Annotated in this window: 21 protein-coding genes, 1 tRNA gene and 1 pseudogene; 7 read left to right on the top strand and 16 right to left on the bottom strand. The window is 71.7% G+C overall.

Annotated elements, in window-relative coordinates:
* On the bottom strand, positions 1-294 hold the full coding sequence (locus CWOE_RS15530) for a type II toxin-antitoxin system HicB family antitoxin (RefSeq protein WP_012934581.1): 294 nt from the start codon (positions 292-294) through the stop codon (positions 1-3).
* Positions 294-539, bottom strand: coding sequence for a type II toxin-antitoxin system HicA family toxin (locus CWOE_RS15525; protein WP_012934580.1), 246 nt, complete (start codon positions 537-539; stop codon positions 294-296). The genes CWOE_RS15530 and CWOE_RS15525 overlap by 1 nt, the downstream gene beginning before the upstream one ends.
* Positions 540-633: 94 nt before the next feature.
* Between CWOE_RS15525 and CWOE_RS15520 the strand changes: the two genes are divergently transcribed.
* From CWOE_RS15520 to CWOE_RS15505, 4 genes and pseudogenes are all read left to right on the top strand, one after another.
* Entirely contained in the window at positions 634-2,406 is a 1,773-nt protein-coding gene (locus CWOE_RS15520; RefSeq protein ID WP_012934579.1) for an ABC transporter ATP-binding protein, read from the top strand.
* Positions 2,407-2,466: 60 nt separating this feature from the next.
* Positions 2,467-2,539, top strand: a tRNA-Asn gene (locus CWOE_RS15515).
* A 58-nt stretch (positions 2,540-2,597) separates the two neighbouring features.
* Positions 2,598-3,323 (top strand): annotated as a pseudogene (locus tag CWOE_RS15510) (class I SAM-dependent methyltransferase); the annotation flags it as partial.
* 148 nt (positions 3,324-3,471) lie between these two features.
* A complete protein-coding gene (locus CWOE_RS15505) occupies positions 3,472-4,809 on the top strand; it encodes a hypothetical protein (RefSeq protein ID WP_012934577.1) in 1,338 nt (445 codons plus the stop codon).
* 24 nt (positions 4,810-4,833) lie between these two features.
* On the opposite strand, the gene dnaG is transcribed toward CWOE_RS15505, so the two are convergent.
* From dnaG to recO, 4 genes are read right to left on the bottom strand one after another with little or no spacing between them, the layout of a single operon-like run.
* Positions 4,834-6,759 (bottom strand): DNA primase, encoded by a 1,926-nt coding sequence (dnaG, locus tag CWOE_RS30755; RefSeq protein WP_012934576.1) that lies wholly within the window; start codon positions 6,757-6,759, stop codon positions 4,834-4,836.
* Positions 6,756-7,808 (bottom strand): deoxyguanosinetriphosphate triphosphohydrolase, encoded by a 1,053-nt coding sequence (locus CWOE_RS15495; RefSeq protein WP_012934575.1) that lies wholly within the window; start codon positions 7,806-7,808, stop codon positions 6,756-6,758. Before CWOE_RS15495 ends, dnaG begins: the two co-directional genes overlap by 4 nt.
* Before the next feature lie 22 nt (positions 7,809-7,830).
* Positions 7,831-10,527, bottom strand: coding sequence for a pyruvate, phosphate dikinase (ppdK, locus tag CWOE_RS15490; RefSeq protein WP_012934574.1), 2,697 nt, complete (start codon positions 10,525-10,527; stop codon positions 7,831-7,833).
* A gap of 48 nt (positions 10,528-10,575) precedes the next feature.
* Positions 10,576-11,322 (bottom strand): DNA repair protein RecO, encoded by a 747-nt coding sequence (gene recO, locus CWOE_RS15485; RefSeq protein WP_012934573.1) that lies wholly within the window; start codon positions 11,320-11,322, stop codon positions 10,576-10,578.
* 60 nt (positions 11,323-11,382) lie between these two features.
* Between recO and grxC the strand changes: the two genes are divergently transcribed.
* The gene (grxC, locus tag CWOE_RS15480; protein ID WP_012934572.1) at positions 11,383-11,640 is read left to right on the top strand and encodes a glutaredoxin 3; all 258 of its coding nucleotides are present in this window, start codon (positions 11,383-11,385) and stop codon (positions 11,638-11,640) included.
* Positions 11,641-11,775: 135 nt separating this feature from the next.
* A complete protein-coding gene (locus CWOE_RS15475; protein ID WP_012934571.1) occupies positions 11,776-13,728 on the top strand; it encodes a DUF11 domain-containing protein in 1,953 nt (650 codons plus the stop codon).
* 2 nt (positions 13,729-13,730) lie between these two features.
* Here CWOE_RS15475 and CWOE_RS15470 read toward each other — a convergent pair whose 3' ends face one another.
* The 8 genes from CWOE_RS15470 to CWOE_RS15435 all read right to left on the bottom strand — a co-directional run bounded on the left by CWOE_RS15470 (position 13,731) and on the right by CWOE_RS15435 (position 19,738).
* Complete coding sequence (locus CWOE_RS15470) at positions 13,731-14,486, bottom strand: amino acid ABC transporter ATP-binding protein (protein WP_012934570.1); 756 nt, start codon at positions 14,484-14,486, stop codon at positions 13,731-13,733.
* Positions 14,483-15,322: an amino acid ABC transporter permease gene (locus CWOE_RS15465; protein ID WP_012934569.1), complete on the bottom strand. Its 840-nt coding sequence runs from the start codon at positions 15,320-15,322 to the stop codon at positions 14,483-14,485. The genes CWOE_RS15470 and CWOE_RS15465 overlap by 4 nt, the downstream gene beginning before the upstream one ends.
* A complete protein-coding gene (locus CWOE_RS15460) occupies positions 15,319-16,200 on the bottom strand; it encodes an ABC transporter substrate-binding protein (protein WP_012934568.1) in 882 nt (293 codons plus the stop codon). Before CWOE_RS15460 ends, CWOE_RS15465 begins: the two co-directional genes overlap by 4 nt.
* 95 nt (positions 16,201-16,295) lie before the next feature.
* Positions 16,296-16,898, bottom strand: a complete 603-nt coding sequence (locus tag CWOE_RS15455) for a hypothetical protein (protein ID WP_012934567.1) — start codon at positions 16,896-16,898, stop codon at positions 16,296-16,298.
* Positions 16,899-16,981: 83 nt separating this feature from the next.
* Positions 16,982-17,542, bottom strand: a complete 561-nt coding sequence (locus tag CWOE_RS15450; RefSeq protein ID WP_012934566.1) for a methylated-DNA--[protein]-cysteine S-methyltransferase — start codon at positions 17,540-17,542, stop codon at positions 16,982-16,984.
* Positions 17,543-17,612: 70 nt separating this feature from the next.
* Positions 17,613-18,317 (bottom strand): DNA alkylation repair protein, encoded by a 705-nt coding sequence (locus tag CWOE_RS15445; protein ID WP_012934565.1) that lies wholly within the window; start codon positions 18,315-18,317, stop codon positions 17,613-17,615.
* Between the two features lie 20 nt (positions 18,318-18,337).
* Positions 18,338-19,192: a bifunctional DNA-formamidopyrimidine glycosylase/DNA-(apurinic or apyrimidinic site) lyase gene (gene mutM, locus CWOE_RS15440; protein ID WP_012934564.1), complete on the bottom strand. Its 855-nt coding sequence runs from the start codon at positions 19,190-19,192 to the stop codon at positions 18,338-18,340.
* A 48-nt stretch (positions 19,193-19,240) separates the two neighbouring features.
* Positions 19,241-19,738, bottom strand: coding sequence for a hypothetical protein (locus CWOE_RS15435; protein WP_012934563.1), 498 nt, complete (start codon positions 19,736-19,738; stop codon positions 19,241-19,243).
* A gap of 42 nt (positions 19,739-19,780) precedes the next feature.
* Between CWOE_RS15435 and CWOE_RS15430 the strand changes: the two genes are divergently transcribed.
* Positions 19,781-20,125: an MmcQ/YjbR family DNA-binding protein gene (locus tag CWOE_RS15430; RefSeq protein ID WP_012934562.1), complete on the top strand. Its 345-nt coding sequence runs from the start codon at positions 19,781-19,783 to the stop codon at positions 20,123-20,125.
* 6 nt (positions 20,126-20,131) lie between these two features.
* On the opposite strand, the gene CWOE_RS15425 is transcribed toward CWOE_RS15430, so the two are convergent.
* Together CWOE_RS15425 and xerD are read right to left on the bottom strand one after the other, a co-directional pair.
* Positions 20,132-21,286 carry a phosphopentomutase gene (locus tag CWOE_RS15425; protein WP_012934561.1) on the bottom strand — a complete coding sequence of 385 codons (1,155 nt, stop codon included), beginning with the start codon at positions 21,284-21,286 and terminating at the stop codon, positions 20,132-20,134.
* Positions 21,286-22,248, bottom strand: a complete 963-nt coding sequence (gene xerD / locus CWOE_RS15420; protein ID WP_012934560.1) for a site-specific tyrosine recombinase XerD — start codon at positions 22,246-22,248, stop codon at positions 21,286-21,288. The genes CWOE_RS15425 and xerD overlap by 1 nt, the downstream gene beginning before the upstream one ends.
* Positions 22,249-22,314 lie beyond the last annotated feature (66 nt).

Raw genomic sequence — 22,314 nt, 5'->3', positions numbered from 1 at the left:
TCAGGCCGCTCTCGGCAGTCCGCTGATGCGGATCGAGAAGCCCGGGTTGGGGCCCGGTGCGGCCAGTTGCAGCCGGGCGCGCTGCCCGACGCTCGGGGACGTCCACCAGGAACGCGGGCCCGGCACGAGATGATGCAAGTCCAACTCCTCCTCGGCGTACCACGGCGCGCCCTCGCGAGCGAGACGGCGGACGTCCTCGAACGACTCTCCGACCGCGGAGTAGCCGGGCAGGTCGGGCGACGCCGCCCACCAGCCCTCGGGCTCGTCGTGGTAGATCAGCTGTGCGGTTCTCATCAGAGCAGGCTCCTTGCGACATCTTCGCTGAGTCCGACGTCTCCCACAAGCACCTTCCGCACGAGACCGGGCGGGAGGGTGATGCCGCCGTGGAACGAGAAGCCGATGTCCGGGTGGCCGTTGCGCGAACGCAGCCGCCGGTGCGAGCCGCGCTGGCGGACGATCTCGTACGCCAGCGGCTCGCGTTGCAGCACCGCCATCAGCTGTGCGGGCTTGAGTGCCGGGAAGCTCGTCTTCGTCCCCACGCGCGGGCCCCCTCAGCCGGTAGCGGACGCGTCCGATTGTATCCGGGGGGTTATCCGCACGGACAACCAGGCAGGCGTCGGCGATCCTGGCCGCATGTCCGCAACCGCCTCCGCCGTCTCCTGGCGCGCGCTCGGGCCGCACGTACGACCGCACCGCCGCGTGCTCGCAGCGGGCGCGCTGCTCGGACTGCTCGGCAGCGGCGCGGCGCTCGCGCAGCCGCTCGCGGCGCAGAGCGTGATCGAGGCGCTGCAGGAGCGCGAGTCGGTGCTGACGCCGATCGTCGTGCTGAGCGCGCTGGTCGTCGTCGGCGCGCTGCTGACCGGCACCTACCTGCTGCTGCTCGAACGGACCGCGGAGCGGATCGTGCTGCGCGCGCGGCTCGGGCTCGCGGCGCGGATGCTGCGGCTGCGCGTGCCGGCGATCGACCGCCAGTCGCCCGGCGACCTGATAACGCGGATGACGTCGGACACGACGCTGCTGCGCGCGGCCGCCTCCAACGGCGTCGTGCAGCTCGTCAACGGCGCGGTCGGCCTGCTCGGCGCGATCGTGCTGATGGCCGTCGTCGACTGGGTCCTGCTGCTCGTCACGCTCGGCGTGCTGGGGACGATCGCGTTCGGCGTGCTCGTGCTGCTCCCCCGCATCAGCCGTGCGACCGAACGCGGCCAGGCCGCCGTCGGCGAGATCGGCTCGGTGCTCGAACGCTCGCTCGCGGCTGTGCGGACGGTGAAGGCGAGCGGCGCCGAGGCGCGCGAGACGGCCGCGATCGAGGACGCCGCGAGGCGCTCCTACGGCGCCGGACTGGAGCTGGCGCGCCACCAGGCGGTGCTGGGGGTCGCGACCGGGCTGGCGATCCAGGTCTCGTTCCTCGCCGTGCTCGGCGTCGGCGGCGCGCGCGTCGCCGACGGCGCGATGGACGTCGCGGCGCTGGTCGCGTTCCTGCTCTACCTCTTCTACCTCGCCGAGCCGGTCTCGGGCCTGGTGCAGGCGGGGATCGAGCTGCAGGCCGGGCTCGGCGCGCTCGCGCGGCTCGACGCGACCGAGGAGCTGCCCGTCGAGGACGACGTCGAGACGCCGGCCGACAGCGTGCTGGAGTCGGCGATCGCGGCAGGCCCGGCGCCCGGCGTCCCGCTGATCTCGTTTGCGCGTGTCGCGTTCGCCTACGGGGACGAGCGCGCGCCGGTGCTGCACGACGTCTCGTTCAGCGTCCCGGAGGGCGGGCAGACGGCGCTCGTCGGGCCGTCCGGCGCGGGCAAGACGACCCTGTTCGCGCTGCTGCAGCGCTTCTACGAGCCGACCGGCGGCGCGGTCCTGCTCGGCGGGCGCGACATCTCGACGATCCCGCGTGGAACGCTGCGGCGCAGCATCGGGTCGGTCGAGCAGGACGCGCCCGTGCTCGCCGGGACGCTGCGCGACAACCTGCTCTACGGCGCGCCCGGCGCGAGCGGCGCCGAGCTGGCCGAGGTCGTCGCCGAGACGCGGCTGGAGGAGCTGGTCGCGCAGCTGCCGGAAGGGCTCGACAGCGAGATCGCCAGCCGCGGCACGAGCCTGTCGGGCGGCGAGCGCCAGCGGATCGCGATCGCCCGCGCGCTCCTGCGCCGGCCGCGGATCCTGCTGCTCGACGAGGCGACCTCCCAGCTCGACGCGCGCAACGAGATGGCGCTGCGTGACACGATCGCGCGCGCCGCCCGGCGCTGCACGGTGCTCGTGATCGCCCACCGCCTCTCGACGGTCGTCGCGGCCGACCAGATCGTCGTGCTCGACGCCGGCCGCGTCCGCGCCGCCGGTACGCACGCCGAGCTGGTCGAGCACGACGCGCTCTATCGCGAGCTGGCGATGACGCAGCTGCTGGCCGGCCCGGCCGGCTGATCGGCGCACGGGTCTCCGAAGCGCACGACACCGAAGCCCGCTACCATGCCCAGCGCGCGTTCCCCGGTAGCTCAATTGGCAGAGCATTCGGCTGTTAACCGAAGGGTTGTTGGTTCGAGTCCAACCCGGGGAGTACGAGAAAGCCCTGCACACGCGGGGCTTTCGTCGTAAACGACATGGACGCCGGCGACCTCTACGACCGCATCGGCGCCGGCTACGCGGTCGGGCGGAGGACGGAGCCGCGGATCGCGGCGCGCATCTGGGCGGCGCTCGGGGATGCGGAGACGGTCCTCAACGTCGGCGCGGGGACGGGCTCGTACGAGCCGCCCGACCGCGCCGTCACGGCCGTGGAGCCGTCGGCGGTGATGCGCGCGCAGCGACCGCCGGAGGCCGCGCCATGCGTCGCCGCGAGTGCGGAGTCGCTGCCGTTCGCCGACGGCGCGTTCGACGCCGCGACGGCGATCCTCTCCGACCACCACTGGCGCGACCCGCTCGCCGGGCTGCGTGAGCTGCGGCGGGTGGCGCGGCGCGTCGTCGTGTTCCAGTGGGAGTACGCACAGATCCCGCGCTTCTGGCTCGTGCGCGAATACCTGCCGGAGCTCACGGCGTCGCTGTCCGGACGCTCCAGCCTCACCGAGCGAATGGCGGCGCTCGGCGCGCGGGCAGAGCCGGTCGAGATCCCGTGGGACTGCGCCGACGGCTTCTTCCACGCCCACTGGCGCCGCCCTGAGGCGTACCTGCGCGAGGACGTTCGCCGCGCGACGTCCGTGTGGGCGGGCGTCGGACCGGTGGTCGAGCGCCGCGCCGTCGCCGCGCTGCGCACGGATCTCGACAGCGGCGCCTGGCACGCGCGCAACCGCGAGCTGCTCGGACTCGCGACAGCGGAGCTGGGCGCGCGGCTGCTCGTCTCCGATTGAGTGGCGACGCGCCAGGATCGCGCGTAGACTCGGCCGAAATCTCTACCAGGGGGAACTCGTGTCATCACGGTCGCTGGCGGCGCTCGTCGCCGTGCTCGTCCTTGCGCTGCTGCCTTCAGCAAGCAGCGCCGATCCCATGAGAGCCGGCATGCTCCCATGGTCCGATCGCTTCGCCTCCAACGACTTCATCGGCTGGAGCTGGTGGGGCGCGGGCGACACCTCGTACGGCCTGATCTCGACGCCGAGAGCCGACGACGAGAGAATCCCGCGCTGGAGAACCGGCTTCGAGCGGGTCGGCCGCTTCCAGGTTGCGGACCCCGCCAGACTGCACGCGAAGGTCTACAAGACGTGGTCGCCGAACGGCGTCTCTCCGGCCGACGTGTCGGGCTCCTACCGCGCCTCGTACTACGTCCCGTCCTCGTACGGGATCCCGCCGTCCGCCGGCGCGACGAACATCTTCCAGTGGAAGGAGAACGTCGGCGGCAGCTCGGACCCGACGTGGTGGGTCAACATGGGCGGCGCCAGATGGGCGCTCAGCGTCGGCGGAGCGAGATGGATCGGGCCGAGACCGAGCGGCAGCGACGACCGTCCCGTGCTGTTCCTGAACTACTGGGACAACAGATGGACGCGGCAGGTCGTCTTCATGCAGGTGCCGCGCGACCAGTGGTTCGAGATCAGAGCCGACGTCCACGAGGGCGTCAGAATCGACTTCTCCGTCGACGGCACCGCATTCGACACCGCGCTCGACTCCGAGTACCCGGTCGGCACGTTCGCGAGAGGCGGGACGGGCTGGACGTTCGGCGTCGGCAACTACACGCAGACGCTGTCGACCCTCTACGTCGGCGAGGCGAAGTACCAGCCGTTCGACGAGCCCGACGGCTGGGAGCAGGTCGGCCACACCGAGGCGATCGAGAACGGGACCTCCGGCCAGACGAAGCTGCCGCCCGGACTCACCGACGGCGACGCGCTCGTGATGCAGGTCATACTGACCGGCGACCGCGCCGCCACCGCGGTCACCCCGACCGGCTGGACGAAGCTCTCCTCTCACGTGACGACGGGGGACGTCGGCACCTGGCTGCTCTACGCGACGACGTACAGAGCCGGATCGACACCGGCGCCGCTGCTCCAATGGGGCGGCGCATCGACCGGCTGGACGTACGGCCTCGGTGCGTACCGCGGCGCCGACGACGTGACGCCGGTCGACACGCACGCGACACAGGTGAGCGGCACCCCGACGCTGACGCCGACCTCGCCGGCGATCACGACGGCGCTGGACGACTCGCTGCTGGTCTGGAACGCCTACGACTTCTGGGGCTGGTTCGCGAGCGCATGGCCCGCCGGCTTCACCGCGAACGGCCCGATGCTCGCGGACAAGGTCGCCGCCAGAAGAGGCAGCGTCGCAGCACAGGCGGGCGCGTTCCCCAGCGCGGACACCTCGTGGGGCGCGTCGATCGTGGCGCTGAAGCCGAGGGACTACACGCCGTAGGCGCAACGGCGCGAGGCGGGCCGGTCAGCCGCTCGACTGGATCTGCTCGCCGAGTCTGCGCAGCTCGCCGCGGACCCGGCCCTCCTCGCGCTTGAGCTCGGTGACGCCGCCCGAGCCGGCGGCGCGGGCCGCGGCGATGCCGCGTTCGAGGTGGGCCAGCTCGATCATCAGGCGGGCGTGCTCGAGGCTGGCGGAGACTGCGCCGCTGCCCGCGCTCGCCCGTCTGACGAGGTCGAAGACGTACTGCTCCAGGTCCGGGTCGTCTGCCGGCAGGCCGTCCATCGGCCCCTCCAGGCGCCCGGCGGCAGCGAGGTGGGCGGCGGCGCGGCGGGCTATGTCGCTCGTCAGGTGCGTCTGCGGGTCGAGCTGCGCCAGCGCCGCGGCGCCCTCGCGCGGGAGCGCGACGCACAACGCGAGGAACGTCCGCTCGGTGCGGGCGCGGCGGTCGAGCACCGCGCGCGGCGGTGCGGCGGGGGCGGCCGGCGGCATGTCCGCCATCGCGGCGTAGTAGGCGCTCTCGTCGTCCACTCCCGGCCCGTCGTCGTAGGACGGGGGCGCCGGGCCAGGGTCGTACGAGTCGGCGGCGGCCGCCGCCTGCTGGCCGGCCTGCTGCGCGAACTGCGCCTGCTGCGACGCCGTCTCCTCCGCGCTCTGCTCCAGCAGCGTCGCGGCGAGCTGGTCGGAGAGGTCGAGCCGCCCGGCGATCCGCCGGATCAGCTCCTCGCGCAGCACGCTCGGCGGCACCGGACCGAGCACCGGCCGCAGCTCGGCGATCGCGCGGTCCTTCGCCTCCGCGTCGCCGAGGTCGGAGCCGGTCAGGATCTTGTCGACGTGGAAGGCGACGAACGGGACCGATCTCGCGACCCGCTCGCGCACGGCGTCCGGTCCCTCCTCCTGGATCAGGTCGGCCGGGTCCTTCCCCTCCGGCAGCCCGACGACGCGCAGCTCCAGTCTGCGCCCGGCGGCGATCCGGGAGGCGCGCACCATCGCCTCCTGGCCGGCGCGGTCGGCGTCGAGCGCGAGCAGCAGCGTCCGCGCGGTCCGCTCCAGCTCTCTCGCCTGCTCCTCCGTCAACGAGGTCCCCATCACGCCGACGGCGTTCTGCACGCCGGCCTGGTGGAGCGCCAGGACGTCGGTGTAGCCCTCCGCGAGCACGATCGAGCCGGCGCGTGCGGCCGCTCTCCGCGCGATGTCGATGCCGAACAGCTGGCTGCCCTTGTGGAAGACCTCGCCCTCGCTCGTGTTGAGGTACTTCGGCGGCTGGTTGTCGCGCATCGCGCGCGCGCCGAAGCCGACGACCTTCCCGCGCGCGTTCGCGAGCGGGAACATGATCCGCTCGCGGAAGCGGTCGTAGAGCGACCCGCGCCGCTGCTTGCTTCTCTGCGCCAGGCCCGTCGCCAGCAGCTCCTCCTCGCTGAAGCCGGCCTGACGCGAGCCGAGCAGCATCTTGTCCCACGCGCTCGGCGCGTAGCCGACGCGGTACGTTCTGAGCGTCTCCTCGGTCAGCCCGCGGCGCGCAAGGTAATCGCGCGCGCCGGCCGCCTCGGCCGATTCCCACAGGTAGCGCGCGTAGTAGGCCGCGGCGCGGTCGAGCAGGTCGTGGAGCCGGTCGCGGCGCTCGCGGCGCGCCTTCGCGAGCGGGTCCTCGTCTTCGACCTCCAGCGTCACGCCGAAGCGCTCGGCGAGCGTCTCCAGCGCGCCTCTGAAGTCGAGGCCCTCGGTGTTCATGACGAAGTCGAACGGGTCGCCCGACTCCTGGCAGCCGAAGCAGTGGTAGTGCTTCTCCTCGGGGCGGACGTGGAACGAGCCGGTCCGCTCCTCGTGGAACGGGCAGCGGCCGAAGTACGAGTTGACGCCCGCGCGCCGCAGCTCGGTCTTGCCCGAGACGAGCGAGATCATGTCGACCGCGTCGACGACGCGATCCTTGGAGTCGGCGGTGTAGCGGCTCACGGGTTGAACGCGCTCGGCACGGTGAGCGCCTCGAACTGCCGGATGCAATAGCGGTCGGTCATCCCTGCGAGGTAGTCGGTGACGCGCTCGGCGAGGTCGGCGTCGGCAGGCGGCAGCAGCACCGGGATCTCGTCCGGCTGCTCGGCGTAGTGGTCGAAGAGGGTGCGCAGCACGCGCTCTATCTTCCCGTGCTCGGCGCGCGCGGCGGGTCCGAGGTAGACGCGCTCGAACATGAACGTCCGCAGCTCCGCCATCGCCGCGCCCGCGGTCTCGCCCTGCACGATCGCGTCGCCGGCTCGGGCGGAGTGCTCGACGACGTCGTGCACGAGCGCGTCGATCCGCTGCGGGCCGGTGCCGCCGAGCACCGCGATCGGCTCCGGCGGCAGGTCGCGCTCGTCGAGCACGCCGGCGCGGATCGCGTCGTCGATGTCGTGGTTGATGTAGGCGACGCGGTCGAGCAGTCGCACGATCCCTCCCTCCAGCGTGCGCGGCTGCGGCGCGCGCCCGGAGTGGCAGAGGATGCCGTCGCGGACCGGCGCGGTGAGGTTGAGGCCGACGCCGTCGCGCTCGAGCCGCTCGACGACGCGCAGCGAGTGCTCGTGGTGGCGGAAACGGCGACCGAAGCGCTGCCGCAGGCAGCGGTCGATCACGTCCTCGCCGATGTGGCCGAACGGCGGGTGGCCGAGGTCGTGGCCGAGCCCTATCGCCTCGGTCAGGTCCTCGTTGAGCCCGAGCGCGCGCGCGACCGTGCGCGAGATCTGCGTCACCTCCAGCGTGTGCGTGAGGCGCGTGCGGTAGTGGTCGCCCTCGGGCGCCACGAACACCTGTGTCTTGTGCTTCAGGCGGCGGAACGCCTTGCAGTGGACGATCCGGTCGCGGTCGCGCTGGAACGGCGTCCGCAGCCCGCAGTCGGCGGCGGGCCGCTCCCGCTCCGCCGGATACGAGCGCGTCGCGCGCGGCGACAGCGCCCGCTCCTCCTGCTCGCGGATGCGCGCCTCGAACGCCTCGGCGACGGGACCGGTCGGATGAGTGCGGGAGGCGGTCGGCATCGCACCCTTGATTGTCGCACGGCTACCCCTGCGCCAGGCGCTCCGCAGCCGCGGCGCGGGCCGCCGCCACGCGCGCGATCGGGACGCGGAACGGCGAGCAGGAGACGTAGTCGATGCCGGAGTGGTGGAAGAAGTCGATCGAGTCGGGGTCGCCGCCGTGCTCGCCGCAGACGCCGAGCTTGAGGTCGTTCTTCGTCTTGCGGCCGAGCCACGCCGCCATCCGCACCATCTGCCCCACGCCGGGCGTGTCGAGCGTCTCGAACGGGGAGCGGTCGATGATCTTGCGCTCGAGGTAGACGCCCATGAACTTCGACTCGACGTCGTCGCGCGAGAAGCCGAGCGCGGTCTGCGTGAGGTCGTTGGTGCCGAACGAGAAGAAGTCGGCGTGGTGGGCGATGTTGTCGGCCTGGAAGCACGCGCGCGGCAGCTCGATCATCGTGCCGACGAGGAAGTCCTCCCCCGCCGTCAGCCCGCGCTCGACGGCCGCGTCGATGACGAGCTTGCGCATGACCTCCAGCTCGGTCTCGTAGTCGACGAGCGGGATCATCACCTCCAGCAGCGGCGCCTTGCCGGTTCGCTCGTGCACCGCGCGCCACGCCGCGAAGATCGCGACCGCCTGCATCTCGTAGATCTCGGGGTAGAGGATCCCCAGCCGGCAGCCGCGCGTGCCGAGCATCGGGTTGACCTCCTCCAGCGCCTTCACGCGCACGAGCGTGCGATGCAGCTCGTCGACCTTGCCGCCTCCGGCGCCGCCGGAGGCCGCGCCCGCCTCGCGCAGCTCGTCCAGCTCCTGCTCGATCTCGTGGCGCTGCGGCAGGAACTCGTGCAGCGGCGGGTCGAGCAGGCGGATCGTCACCGGCACGCCGGCCATCGCCTCGAACAGGCCCTCGAAGTCCTCCTGCTGCAGCGGCAGCAGCTCGGCGAGCGCGGCGCGGCGGTCCTCCTCCCCGTCGGCCATGATCATCGCCCGCATCTTCGGCTGGCGGTCGGCCGCCATGAACATGTGCTCGGTGCGGCAGAGGCCGATCCCCTCCGCGCCGAACTCGCGTGCGCGTCTGGCGTCCTCGGGCGTGTCGGCGTTCGCGCGGACGCCGAGCGTGCGCAGCTCGTCGGCCCACGTCAGCACGGTCTCGAACTGCTCGCTCCACTCGGCCTCGACGAGCGGGACGTCCTCGGTCGTGATCAGGCCGGTCGAGCCGTTGATCGCGATCAGCTCTCCGGCGCGTATGACCACACCGCCGGGCGCGTGGATCTCGCCCGCCTCGACGTCGATCTCCAGCGTGCTCGCGCCGCAGACGCACGGCCGCCCCATCCCGCGCGCGACGAGCGCGGCGTGCGACGCCTTGCCGCCCTCGCTGGTGAGGATCCCCTTCGCGGCGTGGAAGCCGGCGACGTCTTCGGCCTCGGTGAAGGGACGCACGAGCACGACCGCGCGCCCTTCGGCGGCGGCCGCGACGGCGGCGTCGGCGGTGAAGACGACCTCGCCCTTGGCGGCGCCCGGCGAGGCGGCGACGCCGCGCGCGAGCTGGTGGACCTCGGCCTTCGGGTCGAACGTCGGGTGCAGCAGCGCGTCGAGCGTGTCGACGTCGATCGTCAGCAGCGCGCGGTCCTTGCTCAGCAGTCCCTCCTCCACCGCGTCGACGGCGAAGCGCACGGCCGCCTGGGCAGGCCGCTTCGCGTTGCGCGTCTGGAGCATGTAGAGCTGCCCCTCCTCGACGGTGAACTCCGTGTCCTGCATGTCGCCGTAGTGGGCTTCGAGCGTTCTGAGGATCTCCAGCAGCTGCGCATGTGCGCGCGGCATCACGTCGGCCAGCTCGGCGATGTCGCGCGTGTTGCGGACGCCCGAGACGACGTCCTCGCCCTGCGCGTTCTGGAGGAAGTCGCCGGACGGCTCGGGCGCGCCCGTGACCTCGTCGCGGCTGAACGCGACGCCGGAGCCCGACGTGTCGCCCTTGTTGCCGAAGACCATCTGCTGCACGTTGACGGCCGTGCCCCAGTCGTCGGGGATGCGGTTGATGCGGCGGTAGTGGATCGCGCGCTCGCCCATCCACGAGTCGAAGACCGCGCGGATCGACTGCCGCAGCTGCTCGCCCGGCTCCTGCGGGAACTCCTCCCCGGTGTGCTCGCGGAAGAGGGCTTTGAAGCGGTCGGTCAGCGTGCGCAGGGCGTTGACGTCCAGCTCGGTGTCGAGCGTCACGCCCTGCTCTCCCTTCAGCTCCCTGATCGTCGCCTCCAGCCGCTCACCAGGGACGCCGCGGACGACGTTGCCGAACATCTGCACGAAACGGCGGTAGGAGTCCCACGCGAAGCGCGCGTTGCCGGTCTTGCGCGCAAGACCCTCGACGGAGCTGTCGTTGAGACCGAGGTTGAGGACCGTGTCCATCATCCCCGGCATGGACTCGCGCGCGCCCGAGCGGACCGAGACCAGCAGCGGGTCGCCTGTGTCGCCGAGCCGCTTGCCGACGTGCTCCTCCAAGCGCGCGAGCGCTTCGGCGACCTGGCGCTTCAGCCCGTCCGGCTCGGTGCGGTCCGCCTGCATGTAGGCGACGCACGCCTCGGTCGTGATCGTGAAGCCCGCCGGTACTCGATCCGCTCCGAGCAGCCGCGTCATTTCAGCGACGTTGGCGCCCTTTCCACCCAGCAGATCGCGCATTTCACGCGACCCGTCGGCGAAGTCGTAGACGAAGGCGGTGCTGTCAGGAGCTGAGGTCTCGGTCATTCGCGGACTGTACGGAAAAGAATTCGGAATGCAGACTCCATTCCGGAGTCAGGTCATGGGCGCTCCGCGCGGCTGCCGGGCGAGCGAGCGCAAGTGGACGTGCGCGTGGTGCTCCGCCGTCTCCGTGATCGCGCGCTCGGCCTGGCGCAGCGCCCGCAGGCTCGCGTCCGGCGCATCCGCGAGCGGCCGCCCGAGCGCCTCGACGAGGAACGTGTACGCCTCCTCCGAGAGCGGAAAGGCGGACGCCTCGCAGGCGCTGCAGACGACGCCGCCCGCCGAGCCCGAGAAGCCGCTGAGGTGGTCGCTCTCCCCGCACGACGCGCACGAGGCGAGCTGCGGCGTGAAGCCGCCCGCGACGAGCAGCTTCAACCGGAAGGCGAGCTGCGCGGCCTGTCCCGAATGGCGCTCGTCGCCGTCGAGCAGCCGCAGCTCGTTCGCGAGCAGGTGGAAGACCGCGGGGCTGGGGTCGTCGGTCTCGAACAGGCGCGTGACCGCGTCGCACGCGCGCGAGGCGGCGTCGAGCGAGCAGGCGCGCTCGCGCAGCGGTCCGTGCGGATCGATCGTGTCGGCGCTCGTGACGGTGTGGAGGTCGCCGCGGCTGAGGTGGAGGTTCACTCTCAGGTGGAAGAACGGCTCGAGCCGCGCACCGAAGCGGCTGCGCGTCTTGCGCGCGCCCTTCGCGATCGCGCCGACGCGGCCGTGGTCGGGCGTGTAGAGGTGGAGGATCCGGTCGGCCTCGCCGAAGCGTATGGAGCGCAGCACGATCGCCTCGGTGCGCAGCGAACGGGAAGCCATCAGCGCGCCATCCGCGGATTGTCCGACACTTCGACGACAGTCGCTATATTGAATGAAGTAATGGCCAAGATCACGCTCTACACCACAGATTTCTGCCCCTACTGCGTCCGTGCGAAGCAGCTGCTCGAGAAGCGCGAGCTGGCGTTCGAGGAGATCAATCTCGCACGTGACCCCGACGGACGGGCGAAGCTCGTCGAGCTGACCGGGATGATGACGTTTCCGCAGATCCTCGTCGGATCGCAGCCGCTCGGCGGCTACGACCAGCTCGCCGCGGCCGACCGCAGCGGCGAACTGAGCGCGCTGCTCGCGACGGCGTAGCCGCCGCGACGGCGCAGCCGCCGACCGGCTCCAAAGGGCGCGCGAACGCGCCCAATGCGCACATTTCCTACTGAACGTGGCACAACGCTGTGGCCGCGCTGTTTCAAGTTCGCTCCACGAGCGTATCCATCCGACATGCGGATGCAGTGGGGGAAGCTGCTCACCATGGTCGCGATCGCCGCGGCCGTGACCGCCGGCGGCGCACGCGCGGCGGAGATCACAAGCGCGGGGCCGTTGACGACGGTCGGGATAACGCCCGACCTCAACTGCTACGTCAACCACCAGCTCGACAGCTTCCCCGAGTTCTACGGCACCACCGCGTGCGGGTCGTTCGTCGCCACCGACGGCACGCTCTACGGACCCGACACGGTGCCCGCCGGCTTCTACCCGGGCGACGGGATGCACACGGCGTGGACGCCGGTCAGTCAGTCGGCCGTCTCTGGCAGTGGGACGACCGCCGACCCGTTCCTCGTCTCGACGGGCGTCACCGGCGGCCCGCTCGCGATCTCGCAGGTCGACCGCTACGTGCTCGGCGAGGAGTCGTTCCGTACCGACGCGACGATCCAGAACACCTCGGACGCGCCGAGACTGATCACGTTCTACCGCGCCGGCGACTGCTACCTCGGCAACAGCGACTACGGCTACGGCCGCGTCGACGGCGACGCGATCAGCTGCCTGGCGGCCAATGGCGACGGCTCGAAGGGCACCCGCATCGAGCAGTTCCTCCCCGTCACCGTCGGCTCGACCTTCTACCACGGCACTTACTACGACGTGTGGCAGAGACTGCGCGATCAGAGCGTCTTCGACAACACCTGCCGCTGCGACGAGCGGATCGACAACGGCGCCGGCCTCAGCTGGGTCCGCACGCTGGAGCCCGGCGCGAGCCTGAGAATCTCCAGCATCATCACGTTCTCGCCGGCCGGGACCGTCCCGCTCGTGATCCGCAAGGCGGCCGACCGCGCCGAGGTCGGCGCCGGCGACGCCGTCGGCTACACGGTGACCGTCGTCAACTCGAACATCCGCGACGTCCAGCTCACCTCGCTGACCGACCTGATCCCGGCGGGCTCGACGTACCTCGCCAACTCGACGACGGGCGACACGACGAACGACCCGGTCAGAAACGCCGACGGATCGATCACCTGGAACGGTCCCTTCACCGTCCCGGCCGAGGACGTCTTCACGCTGCACTACACGATCCGGGTCCCCGACAGAGAAGGCACCTATCGCAACAGCGTCATCGGCGAGGGCGTCGACGTGACGGTCGTCCCGGCGGAAGACGGCGCGCCGATCGACGTCAGACCGCCGCCGCCTGTGCCGACGTTCGACGTCTCGAAGATAACCGACGACCCGTTCGACGAGGCCGGCTCGCTCAACGGCTACTGGATAACGGTCTCCAACCCGACCACCACGGCGATCCCCCTCTCCGAGGTGATCGACCGCCTGCCGCGTGAGTACGTCTACCAGCCGCGCAGCGCGACGTTCCTGACGACCGAGGACCCGTCGATCGACGGTCGCGTGCTGACGTGGGAGGGCAGATTCGTCATACCGCCGAGATCGGCGGTCAAGCTCCACTTCAACGTCCGCACGGCCGACGTGGCGGGCCTCAACCCGAACTTCGCGACCGCCACGCCGGCGCCGTTCGCAGGTCCCGGACCAGGCCCCGGACCCGTGCCCGTCCCGGTCCCGACGCTCGCCGTCAAGCCGGCGGTCAGAAGAGCGCTCGTCACGCTCGTCAGAAAGCTGCAGCCGCTGGCGATCCGGATCATCGCGCCGCGGCGCGTGCGGACGGGGCAGCGCGTGACGATCCTCGTGCGGACCGGCAACCCCTCGCGGGTCGGGGCGCTGCGCGTCAGAACCTGCGTCCGGCTCCCGCGCGGGCTCACCGTGGGTGGCGAGAACGGCCCGACGATCTGCCGCATCACGTCGAGATTGCCCAGACACACGTACGTGACGCTGACGCTGCACGCGCGCGCGGGCCGGCCCGCGGCGCTGCGGCTGGGCGCGGCCGCCAGAGGGCTCGTCCGCTCCCCGGTCACGACGAGGGCGCGGATGCGCGTCGTCGCACTCCCGCCGCGCGTCACCGGCTAGGCCTAGACCCGCTTCGCCTCCAGCAGCCGTCTGAGGAAGCGGCGCGTCTCCGGGTGCTCGGGCGCCGTGAAGATCCGCTCCGGGGCGCCGCGCTCGACGATCAGCCCCTCGTGCAGGAAGCAGACCTCGTCAGCGACCTCGCGCGCGAAGCCCATCTCGTGCGTCGTGATGAGCATCGTGATGCCGTCCGCCTTCAGCTCGCGGACCGCCTCAAGCACCTCCCCCACCAGCTCGGGGTCGAGCGCGCTGGTGACCTCGTCGAGCAGCAGCGCGCGCGGGTTGGGCGCCAGCGCGCGGACGATCGCGACGCGCTGCTGCTGCCCGCCGGAGAGCCGGTCCGGGTAGGCGTCCTCGCGGCCGGCGAGCCCGAAGCGGGCGAGCAGCTCGCGCGCCCGCTCCTCCGCCTCCGCGCGCGGGACGCCGTGCGCGCGCCGCGGCGCGAGCGTCACGTTCTCCAGCACCGTCAGGTGCGGGAAGAGGTTGAACGCCTGGAAGACCATCCCCAGCCGCTTGCGCACGCCGTGCGGCGTGACGCTCGGGTCGGTCACGACCTCGCCGTCGATCAGCACGTCGCCGTCGTCGATCTCATCGAGCAGGTCGATGCAGCGCAGCAGCGTCGACTTGCCCGAGCCCGAGGCGCCGATCAGCGCGACCGCCTCGTGCTCGCTGACGGTCAGGTCGATCCCGCGCAGGACCGGCGTCTCGCCGTACGCCTTCGTCAGCCCCTGCAGCTCGATCACCGGTCTCGCCGCGCTCACGCGGTCACCGCCTCTGCGGCCTGGGCTCGCCGTCTGCGCTTCTGCATCCGGTCGACGAAGCGCGCGAGCGGCACGGTGACGCAGATGTAGAGCAGCGCCGCTGCGATCAGCGGCGTGTAGTTGAAGTTCGACGACGCCTCGATCTGCGCGACGCGGAACGCCTCCAGCGGACCGAGCACCGAGATCAGCGCGACGTCCTTCTGCAACGAGATGAAGTCGTTCAGCAGCGGTGGGATCACGCGTCTGACCGCCTGCGGCAGGACGACGAAGCGGAGCGCCTGGACGCGGTTGAGGCCGACCGCGAGTGCCGCCGCGCGCTGGCTCGGGTGGACGGAGTCGAGCCCCGCGCGGTACACCTCGGCGACGTAGGCGGAGTAGGTCAGCACGAGCGCGGCGCCGCCGAGCACGACCGGGTCGGTCGGCAGCCCGTTGAGCGCGAGCGCCGGGATCCCGAAGCCGACGAGGTAGACGAGCAGGATCGTCGGGATGCCGCGCAGCACGTCGGTGTAGACCGCCAGCAGCAGGCGGACGGGAAACAGCGCCGGCGCCTGCGTCGTGCGGCCGAGCGCGATCGCGAGGCCGAGCACGAGCACGATCGCCTCGACGATCAGGAACAGCTTGACGTCGAGCCAGAACCCTCTCAGCACGTCGGGGAAGCTCGTCTTGAACGCCTCCCACGAGAAGAACGTCTCGCGCACGTCGGGCCAGCCGGGGCTCGTCCCGACCAGCACGGCGAGCCCGCCGATCACGACGACCGAGGAGGCGGTCGCGATCAGCAGGCCGCGCCGGTCGCGCCGCCGGCGGGCGGCGGCGCGGACAGCGCGGCGGTCGCTCACTGCAGCGCGGGCGCGCCGGCCGCCTCGCCCATCCAGCGCTGCTCGAGTCTGTCGAGCGTGCCGTCCGCTCTCAGCGTCTCGATCGCGTCAGAGACGCACGCGGTCAGCGACGAGTCTCTTGCCAGCAGCGCGCCCCAGGCGTCGCCGCCCGGCGCCTCGAACTGGCCGACGATCGCGGCTTCCGGCACCTGCGCGGCGGTCAGGTAGAACGCGGTCGGGAGATCGACCACGACGGCGTCGACCTGGCCCTGCTTGAGCGCGCGCACGACGTCGTTGGAGTCGTTGAAGACCTTCGGCTGCTTGGACGGGTCGATCTGCGCGTCGGCCGCGTCGAGGCTGGTCGTGCCGATCTGCACGCCGAGCTGGACGTCTTTGAGCTGATCGAGGCTCGTCGCTCTCGCGGCGTCGGAGTCCTTCAGCGCGACGACCGCCTGCGGGGCGGTGTAGTACGGCGCCGAGAAGTCGACCGCTCTCTCGCGCTGCGGCGTGATCGAGATCTGGTTCACGTCGAAGTCGAAGCGCTTGGGACCGGGCGCGTAGGAGGAGTTGAACGGCTCTATCACCCACTTGACCTCGTCTCTGGCGAAGCCGAGCTGTCTGGCGATCGCGAACGCGACGGCGCTCTCGAAGCCTCTGCCGTTGGACGGGTCGTCGTCCTCGAAGTACGGCGGGTACGCGGGCTTGTCGGTCGCGACGGTCAGCTGCCCGTCCTCGAGGAGCTGAAGGTTCGCCTTCTCGCACGCGTTCGCCGCCGTCGTCGCGCCCGTCGTCGCGGTGCTGCCCGAGTCAGCGTCGTCGTCGGAGCCGCATGCGGCGAGGGTCAGCGGCAGTGCGGCCGCGGCGAGCAGCGCGATGACGTGACGGCGTGATGGGCGCATGGAAAGGAGCGTCTCGCTTCCTCGTGAGGGAGTGGTGGTGTTCTCCCAATACCCGGTCGGGCTTTGCGGGATTCACAATCGTAGCGCGCTCGCCGCTAGCTCCAGGTGAAGCCTCTGTCGAGCGTGTACGAGGCGGAGTACGTCGCCGATAGCCCGACCGTCGTGACGAACGGGCTGCAACCTATCGCCTGCGACACGGTGATTCTGCTCAATAGGGTCGCCAGCACGTCTCTGCTGAACGATATGGGTAGCCCGCCGGGCACGAGGGCGCCGTAGAGCTTCACGCCTTGCACCACGATCGTGCAGGCACCGGCGGTTATCGTTATCGCGCTTCCCGGTAGCACGTCCTGCCACCCTATTAGCGTGTCTCTGCCAACCGTCGTTAGCTGAGGACCGAAGTCCCACTCGCCGGTCTGGGTGACGGAGGCCGAACCGAGCAGGCCGTTCGAGCACCCGGTCCATCTCCCGCTGCCTCTCGGCGAGATGCCCGTTCCGTCTCTGTCGAACGTGACGCCGAAGCTGGAGCCGGTGCACGTCAGCGTCTGTCTGGTGCCGGCGAAGGTGAGCGTGGTCGTGCCGGACGAGGCGACGTACGCGCCTGACGGCGACATCGTGAGCGCTGCGGCCGTCGACGCAGCGAACAACAGCCCCGCGCATGCGACGAGTGCGGCGAGCAGCCCGCGAAGGCGTCTCGACATCGTCTTCCCCCTTGATTTGGAGGCGGCGACCACGGTGGCCGCCGCCGGTCAGCTGATGCCGCGCGGGAGCCGCATTCTACTAGCTAGAAGAGCGTCGGAGCACCGTGTGCGGCGGCGTGGGCGCGCTCGATGTCGAGCATCCGCAGCTTGGTGCTGACGCCGCCGCCGGCGGAGAAGCCGCCCGTCTTGCCGCCCGCGGCGGTGACGCGGTGGCACGGGACGACGATCGGCACCGGGTTGGCTCCGAGCGCCTGGCCGACGGCGCGTGCGGCGCCGCGATCGGCGCCGATGCGGTCGGCGACCTCGCCGTACGTGAGCGTCGCGCCGGGCGGGATCGTCCGCGCGAGGTCGTAGACCCTGCGGTGGAACGGCGGGACGCGCTCCATGTCGACGGCGACGTCGGCGAGGTCGTCGTCGGCGCCGGCGAGCAGCGCGACGATACGCGCGACCGCGTCGGCGATCTCCGGCGGCAGCTCGGACGGGGCGTGCTCACGCGCTGCCGGCGGGAGCTGGCGGAGCAGCCGCGCGCGCGTCGCGGCTCTCGACGACTCCGGCAGCTGGACGTCGGTCAGCCCGGCGGGGCCCCAGGCGATCCCGCAGCAGCCGATCGCCGTGTCGAAGAGGGTGAAGCCGCTCGCCTCCATCTGCTCGACGGTAGCAGCGGTCCCGGCCGGTGCCGCGGGTGTGGCGCGGCGTACGGCGGACGGGGCGGCGTCAGTCGCGCAGGCCCGCGACGTTGCGCAGCGCCTCGCGTCTGCTGAGCGGGCTCAGCTCGTCGGCGTGCTGCTCGCAGTACCGCACGACCTCGTCGGGATCGACCTTCGCGTAGGAGCGCAGCGCCCAGCCGATCCCCTTGCGCATGAAGAAGTCCCCGTCGCGCAGGTTTGGCTCGATCACGTCGTGCAGCAACGCGAGGTCGATGTCGCCTCTGAGGTTCACCTGCGCGACGAGCGCGGCGCGGCGCTTCCACAGGTCGGCGTCGCGCGACCATGCGCGCAGGACCGGCGCGAGCGCGTCGTGGTCTCTCTTCAACAGCTCGCCGAGCAGGCGCCCCGCGACCTCGTCGACGAGGTCCCACCAGGCGCCCGTCACGACCAGCTCCTCGTACAGCGGCAGCGCGGCGATCGTGCGATGGGTGCGGTAGCGGCGGTCCCCCACGAGCGCGAGCGCGATGTAGCGCTCCTCGCGATGCTCCGCCTCGCTCCAGAGCGCCAGCACCGTGTCGCGCCAGGCGCCGGCGTCGGGGAGCGGGTGCGCGGGGATCACGACGCGGGCGACCTCCTTTCGCGCGGGGCTCGAAACGCCGTAGAACGGCAGCGCCGACTTCATGTAGCGCTGCATCTCGGGCGCCTTCGCGGCGTCGCCGCGTGTCGCCAGCTCGGCGCGGACGGCGTCGATCAGGGCGCGGTCGGCTGCCATCGCGTCGGCGGTCGCTCCCGCTACCGCGTCATCGGGACGATTCTCGCCCCGCGCGGTCGCGGCTGGCAGTGCTCGCAGACGTATGTCCCGCGCCCGGCGGCGAGGATCTTGCGGATCGGGCCGCCGCATTCGAGGCAGCCGTCGTCGGCGCGGCGGTGGATCAGGAAGCGGTCCTGGAACGAGCCGCGCGCGCCGTCGAGGTCGCGGAAGTCGTCGATCGACGCGCCTCTCGCGTCGATCCCCGCGGAGAGCGCGTCGACGACCGCGTCGCGCAGCAGCTCCCACTGGGCGGTCGTGACTCTGCCGGCTTGGCGCAGCGGGTGGATGCGCGAGCGGAACAGCGCCTCGTCCGCGTAGATGTTGCCGATGCCGGCGATCCGCTTCTGGTCGAGCAGGAACGCCTTGATCGGCGCGCGCGACCCTCTCGCCAGCCGTCTCAGGTGCTCGGCCGTGAACCCGTCGGAGAATGGCTCGACGCCGAGCCGCGCGTCGAGGTAGGCGTCCAGCTCCGACTGGCCGGCGAGCAGCCAGCCGGTGCCGAAGCGGCGCGGGTCGACGAAGCGCAGGTCGTGGCCGTCGTCGAAGCCGAAGTGCGCGCGCGTGTAGAGGGTCCCCTCTGGCGCGTCGTAGAGCAGGTTCCCCGTCATCCGCAGGTGGATCAGCAGGAACAGCTCGTCCTCCGCCTCCCAGATCAGGTACTTGCCGCGGCGATGGAACCCCTCGATCCGGCGACCGACGAGCGGCGCGACGACCTCGTTGGGGGAGCGCGGCTCGGTCCAGCGGGCGTCGCGCACGGCGTACGCGACGAGCGTGCGGCCGACCAGGCGGGGCTCGAGCTGGCGGCGGACGGTCTCGACTTCGGGCAGCTCGGGCATGCGGCGCTCGAAGATATCGGGTCCGGCGCGCGCGGTCCGGCGCGCGCCTCAGTGACCGACGAGCGACTTCAGCATCACGAGCACGACGCCGATCAGCGTCAGCACGCCGCCGGCGATGAGGCTGCGGGTGACCGTCACGCCTGCCGCGCGGTAGGCGCCGAAGGCGTACAGGCCGAGCACGCAGACGCCGAACCATCTCGCGGTCGTGTACGCCGTCTCGAGCTTCATCGCGTCGAGCGCGGCGAGCACGAAGAAGACGATCGGCATGATCGCCGCGACGCCGTGGACCGCGATGCCGGCGGCGATGTCGACCCGGTCGGAGCCGCGCAGCTCGCGATGGCCGGTGATCATCACCTGCAGCACCTCCGCGTACGCCTCCGCGATCGCGACGACGATCACGGCGCCGGCGATCGAGACGATCGCCGTTCTCGCGGACGCTCCCTCGTGGTCGAGCACGAGCACGAGCGCCAGCACGACGATCGAGCCGTACACGACGTTTCCGGCGTGACCCTCGGTCACGTGGTGGCGCAGCCATCTCCAGACCATGAAGCGGAGTATCCCTGGTGGCGCCGTGGTAGACACTCGGACATGACGACAGAGGACGACGTGCGACGGATCGCGCTGGCACTGCCGGAGACGACCGAGCGCCCGTCCTACGGGACGCCCGGCTTCCGCGTGAAGGACAGACTGTTCGCGCGGATGCGCGAGGAGGGTGTGCTCGTCGTCTGGTGCGACGACGTCGCGGACAAGGAGGCGCTGATCGCCTCGGAGCCGCGGAAGTTCTTCACGACGCCGCACTACGACGGCTACCCGATGGTGCTCGTGCGGCTGCCCGAGGTCGACGCGCAGGAGCTGCGCGAGCTGCTGCTCGACGCATGGCGGATCCGCGCGCCGAAGCGGGTCCTCGCCGCGCACGGCGACGCGCTGGGCTGAGCGGCCTCAGACGAACGGCGTGCCGGGCAGCGCGGGAGCGTCGCGGGCGGCGAGCCAGCGCAGCACGCTCGCGCCGACATCCGCCAGCGGGCCGTCGTGGCGGCGTCCGCCGTGGCCGTCGAAGAGCGCGAGCAGGGGCGCGTGCTCGCGCGTGTGGTCGGTGCCGGGATGGGCCGGGTCGCAGCCGTGGTCGGCGGTCAGCACGAGCAGGTCGCCGGGTCCCAGCAGCGCCTCCCAGCCGGCGACGGCCGTGTCGATCTCTCGCAGCGCGTGGTGGAAGCCGTCGGCGTCCTTGCGGTGGCCGTAGACCTGGTCGGTCTCGATCAGGTTCGTGAAGACGAAGCCTGCGTCGAGCTCGCGCAGCAGCGCGCCGGTCGCGTCGATCGCCTCGGCGTTCGTCGCGCCCGCGTGCGCGTGGTCGAAGCCGCGGCCGCCGAACAGCTGGCCGACCTTGCCGACGGCGTGCGTCGCGACGCCCGCCTCACGCAGCTCGTCGAGGTGGCTGCGGCTCTGCGGCGGGAGCGCGAAGTCATGCCGGTCGCGCGTCCGCTCGAACGCGCCCGGGACACCGGCGAACGGCCGCGCGATGACACGCCCGACGGCGTGCTCGCCGATCATCAGCTTGCGCACGCGCGCGCACAGCCGGTGGAGGTCCTGCACGGACAGCGCGTTCACGTGCGCAGCGATCTGGAGGACCGAGTCCTGCGAGGTGTAGACGATCAGCGCGCCGTCGCGCAGCGCCTCCTCCCCGTGCTCCTCGATCGCGCTGAGGCCGTCGTTCGGCGCGTTGCAGACGACCTTCCGCCCGCTCGCGCGCTCGATCGTCTCGATCACCTCGGGTGGGAAGCCGTCCGGGTACGTCGGCCGCGGCGATCTCGCGACGACGCCCATCAGCTCCCAGTGGCCGGTCGTCGAGTCCTTGCCGGGGCCGAGCGGGTGCAGCCGCCCATGCAGGACCGGCGCGGCGGCCGGCGCGACGCCCGTCAGCGGCAGGATCGAGCCGAGGCCGAGCCGCTGGAGGTTCGGCAGCTCCAGGCCGCCCGTCAGCTCCGCGAGATGGCCGAGCGTGTTCGTGCCCGCGTCGCCGTAGTCGGCGGCGTCAGGCAGCGCGCCCGCGCCGACGGCGTCGAGCACGACGACGACGGCCCGTCTGGCGCGCATCAAACGTCGTCGGAACCGAGCTGCGCTCGCGGATGGGCGTCGAAGTAGACGTCACGCAGGCGCTCGGCGGAGAGGTGCGTGTAGATCTGCGTCGTCGCGATGTCGGCGTGTCCCAGCATCTCCTGCAACGATCGCAGGTCGCAGCCGCCCGCGAGCAGATGCGTCGCGAAGGTGTGCCGCAGCGTGTGCGGGCTCATCTTGTCGCCGAGGCCGGCGGTGCGCGCGTGGCGCTGGACGATCTTGTACAGCCCCTGCCGCGTGAGCCCGTGGCCGCGCTGGTTGACGAAGACGCGCTTCTCCTCGCGCAGCCCGACCATCTGCGGGCGGCCGCGCGTGAGGTAGTGGCGCAGCGCGTCGAGTGCCTTGGAGCCGATCGGGACGAGCCGCTCCTTGTTGCCCTTGCCGTTCGCGCGCAGGATCCCGTCGTCGACGTCGAGCTCGTCGAGCTGCATGTCGACGGCCTCCGACGCGCGCAGCCCGCAGGCGTACATCAGCTCCAGCAGCGCGCGGTCGCGCAGCGCCGCCGGGCCGGTCCCTCTCGGCTGCGACAGCAGATGCTGGACCTCGTCGCGAGAGAGCACCTTCGGCAGCTTCTTGCCGCGCGGCGGCCCCTTCAGCTCCGCGGTCGGGTCGCGGTCGAGGATCTCCTCGCGGCGCAGGTGACGGTAGAACGAGCGCAGGCAGGCGACCTTGCGCTGGACCGTCGTCGCGGCCGCGGGCGCGCGCCCGTCGCCGCCCGCCGCGAGCGCTCCGACGAACGCGGCGAGGTCGCCGTGCTCGACGCGCAGCGCGTCCTTGCCGGCGCGGTCGAGATAGGCGCCGTACTGCAACAGGTCGGAGCGGTACGCCTCGAGCGTGTTGCGGCTGAGGCCGCGCTCCAGCTCGAGGTACGCGATGAAGTCGAGCACGAGGTCCTCGAAGGACCCGGTGCGCAGCGGGGCGAGCGTCGGGGTCGTCGTCATCGTCTGCCTGCTTCTGCCCTGCGCTGCGGGCTCCTCCCGCCCGCAACGATCCGCCCAGGCGGTCGG

This window comes from Conexibacter woesei DSM 14684 (genome assembly GCF_000025265.1).
GTDB classification, from domain to species: Bacteria; Actinomycetota; Thermoleophilia; order Solirubrobacterales; family Solirubrobacteraceae; genus Conexibacter; species Conexibacter woesei.
This window is presented reverse-complemented; position numbering and strand designations above follow the sequence as displayed.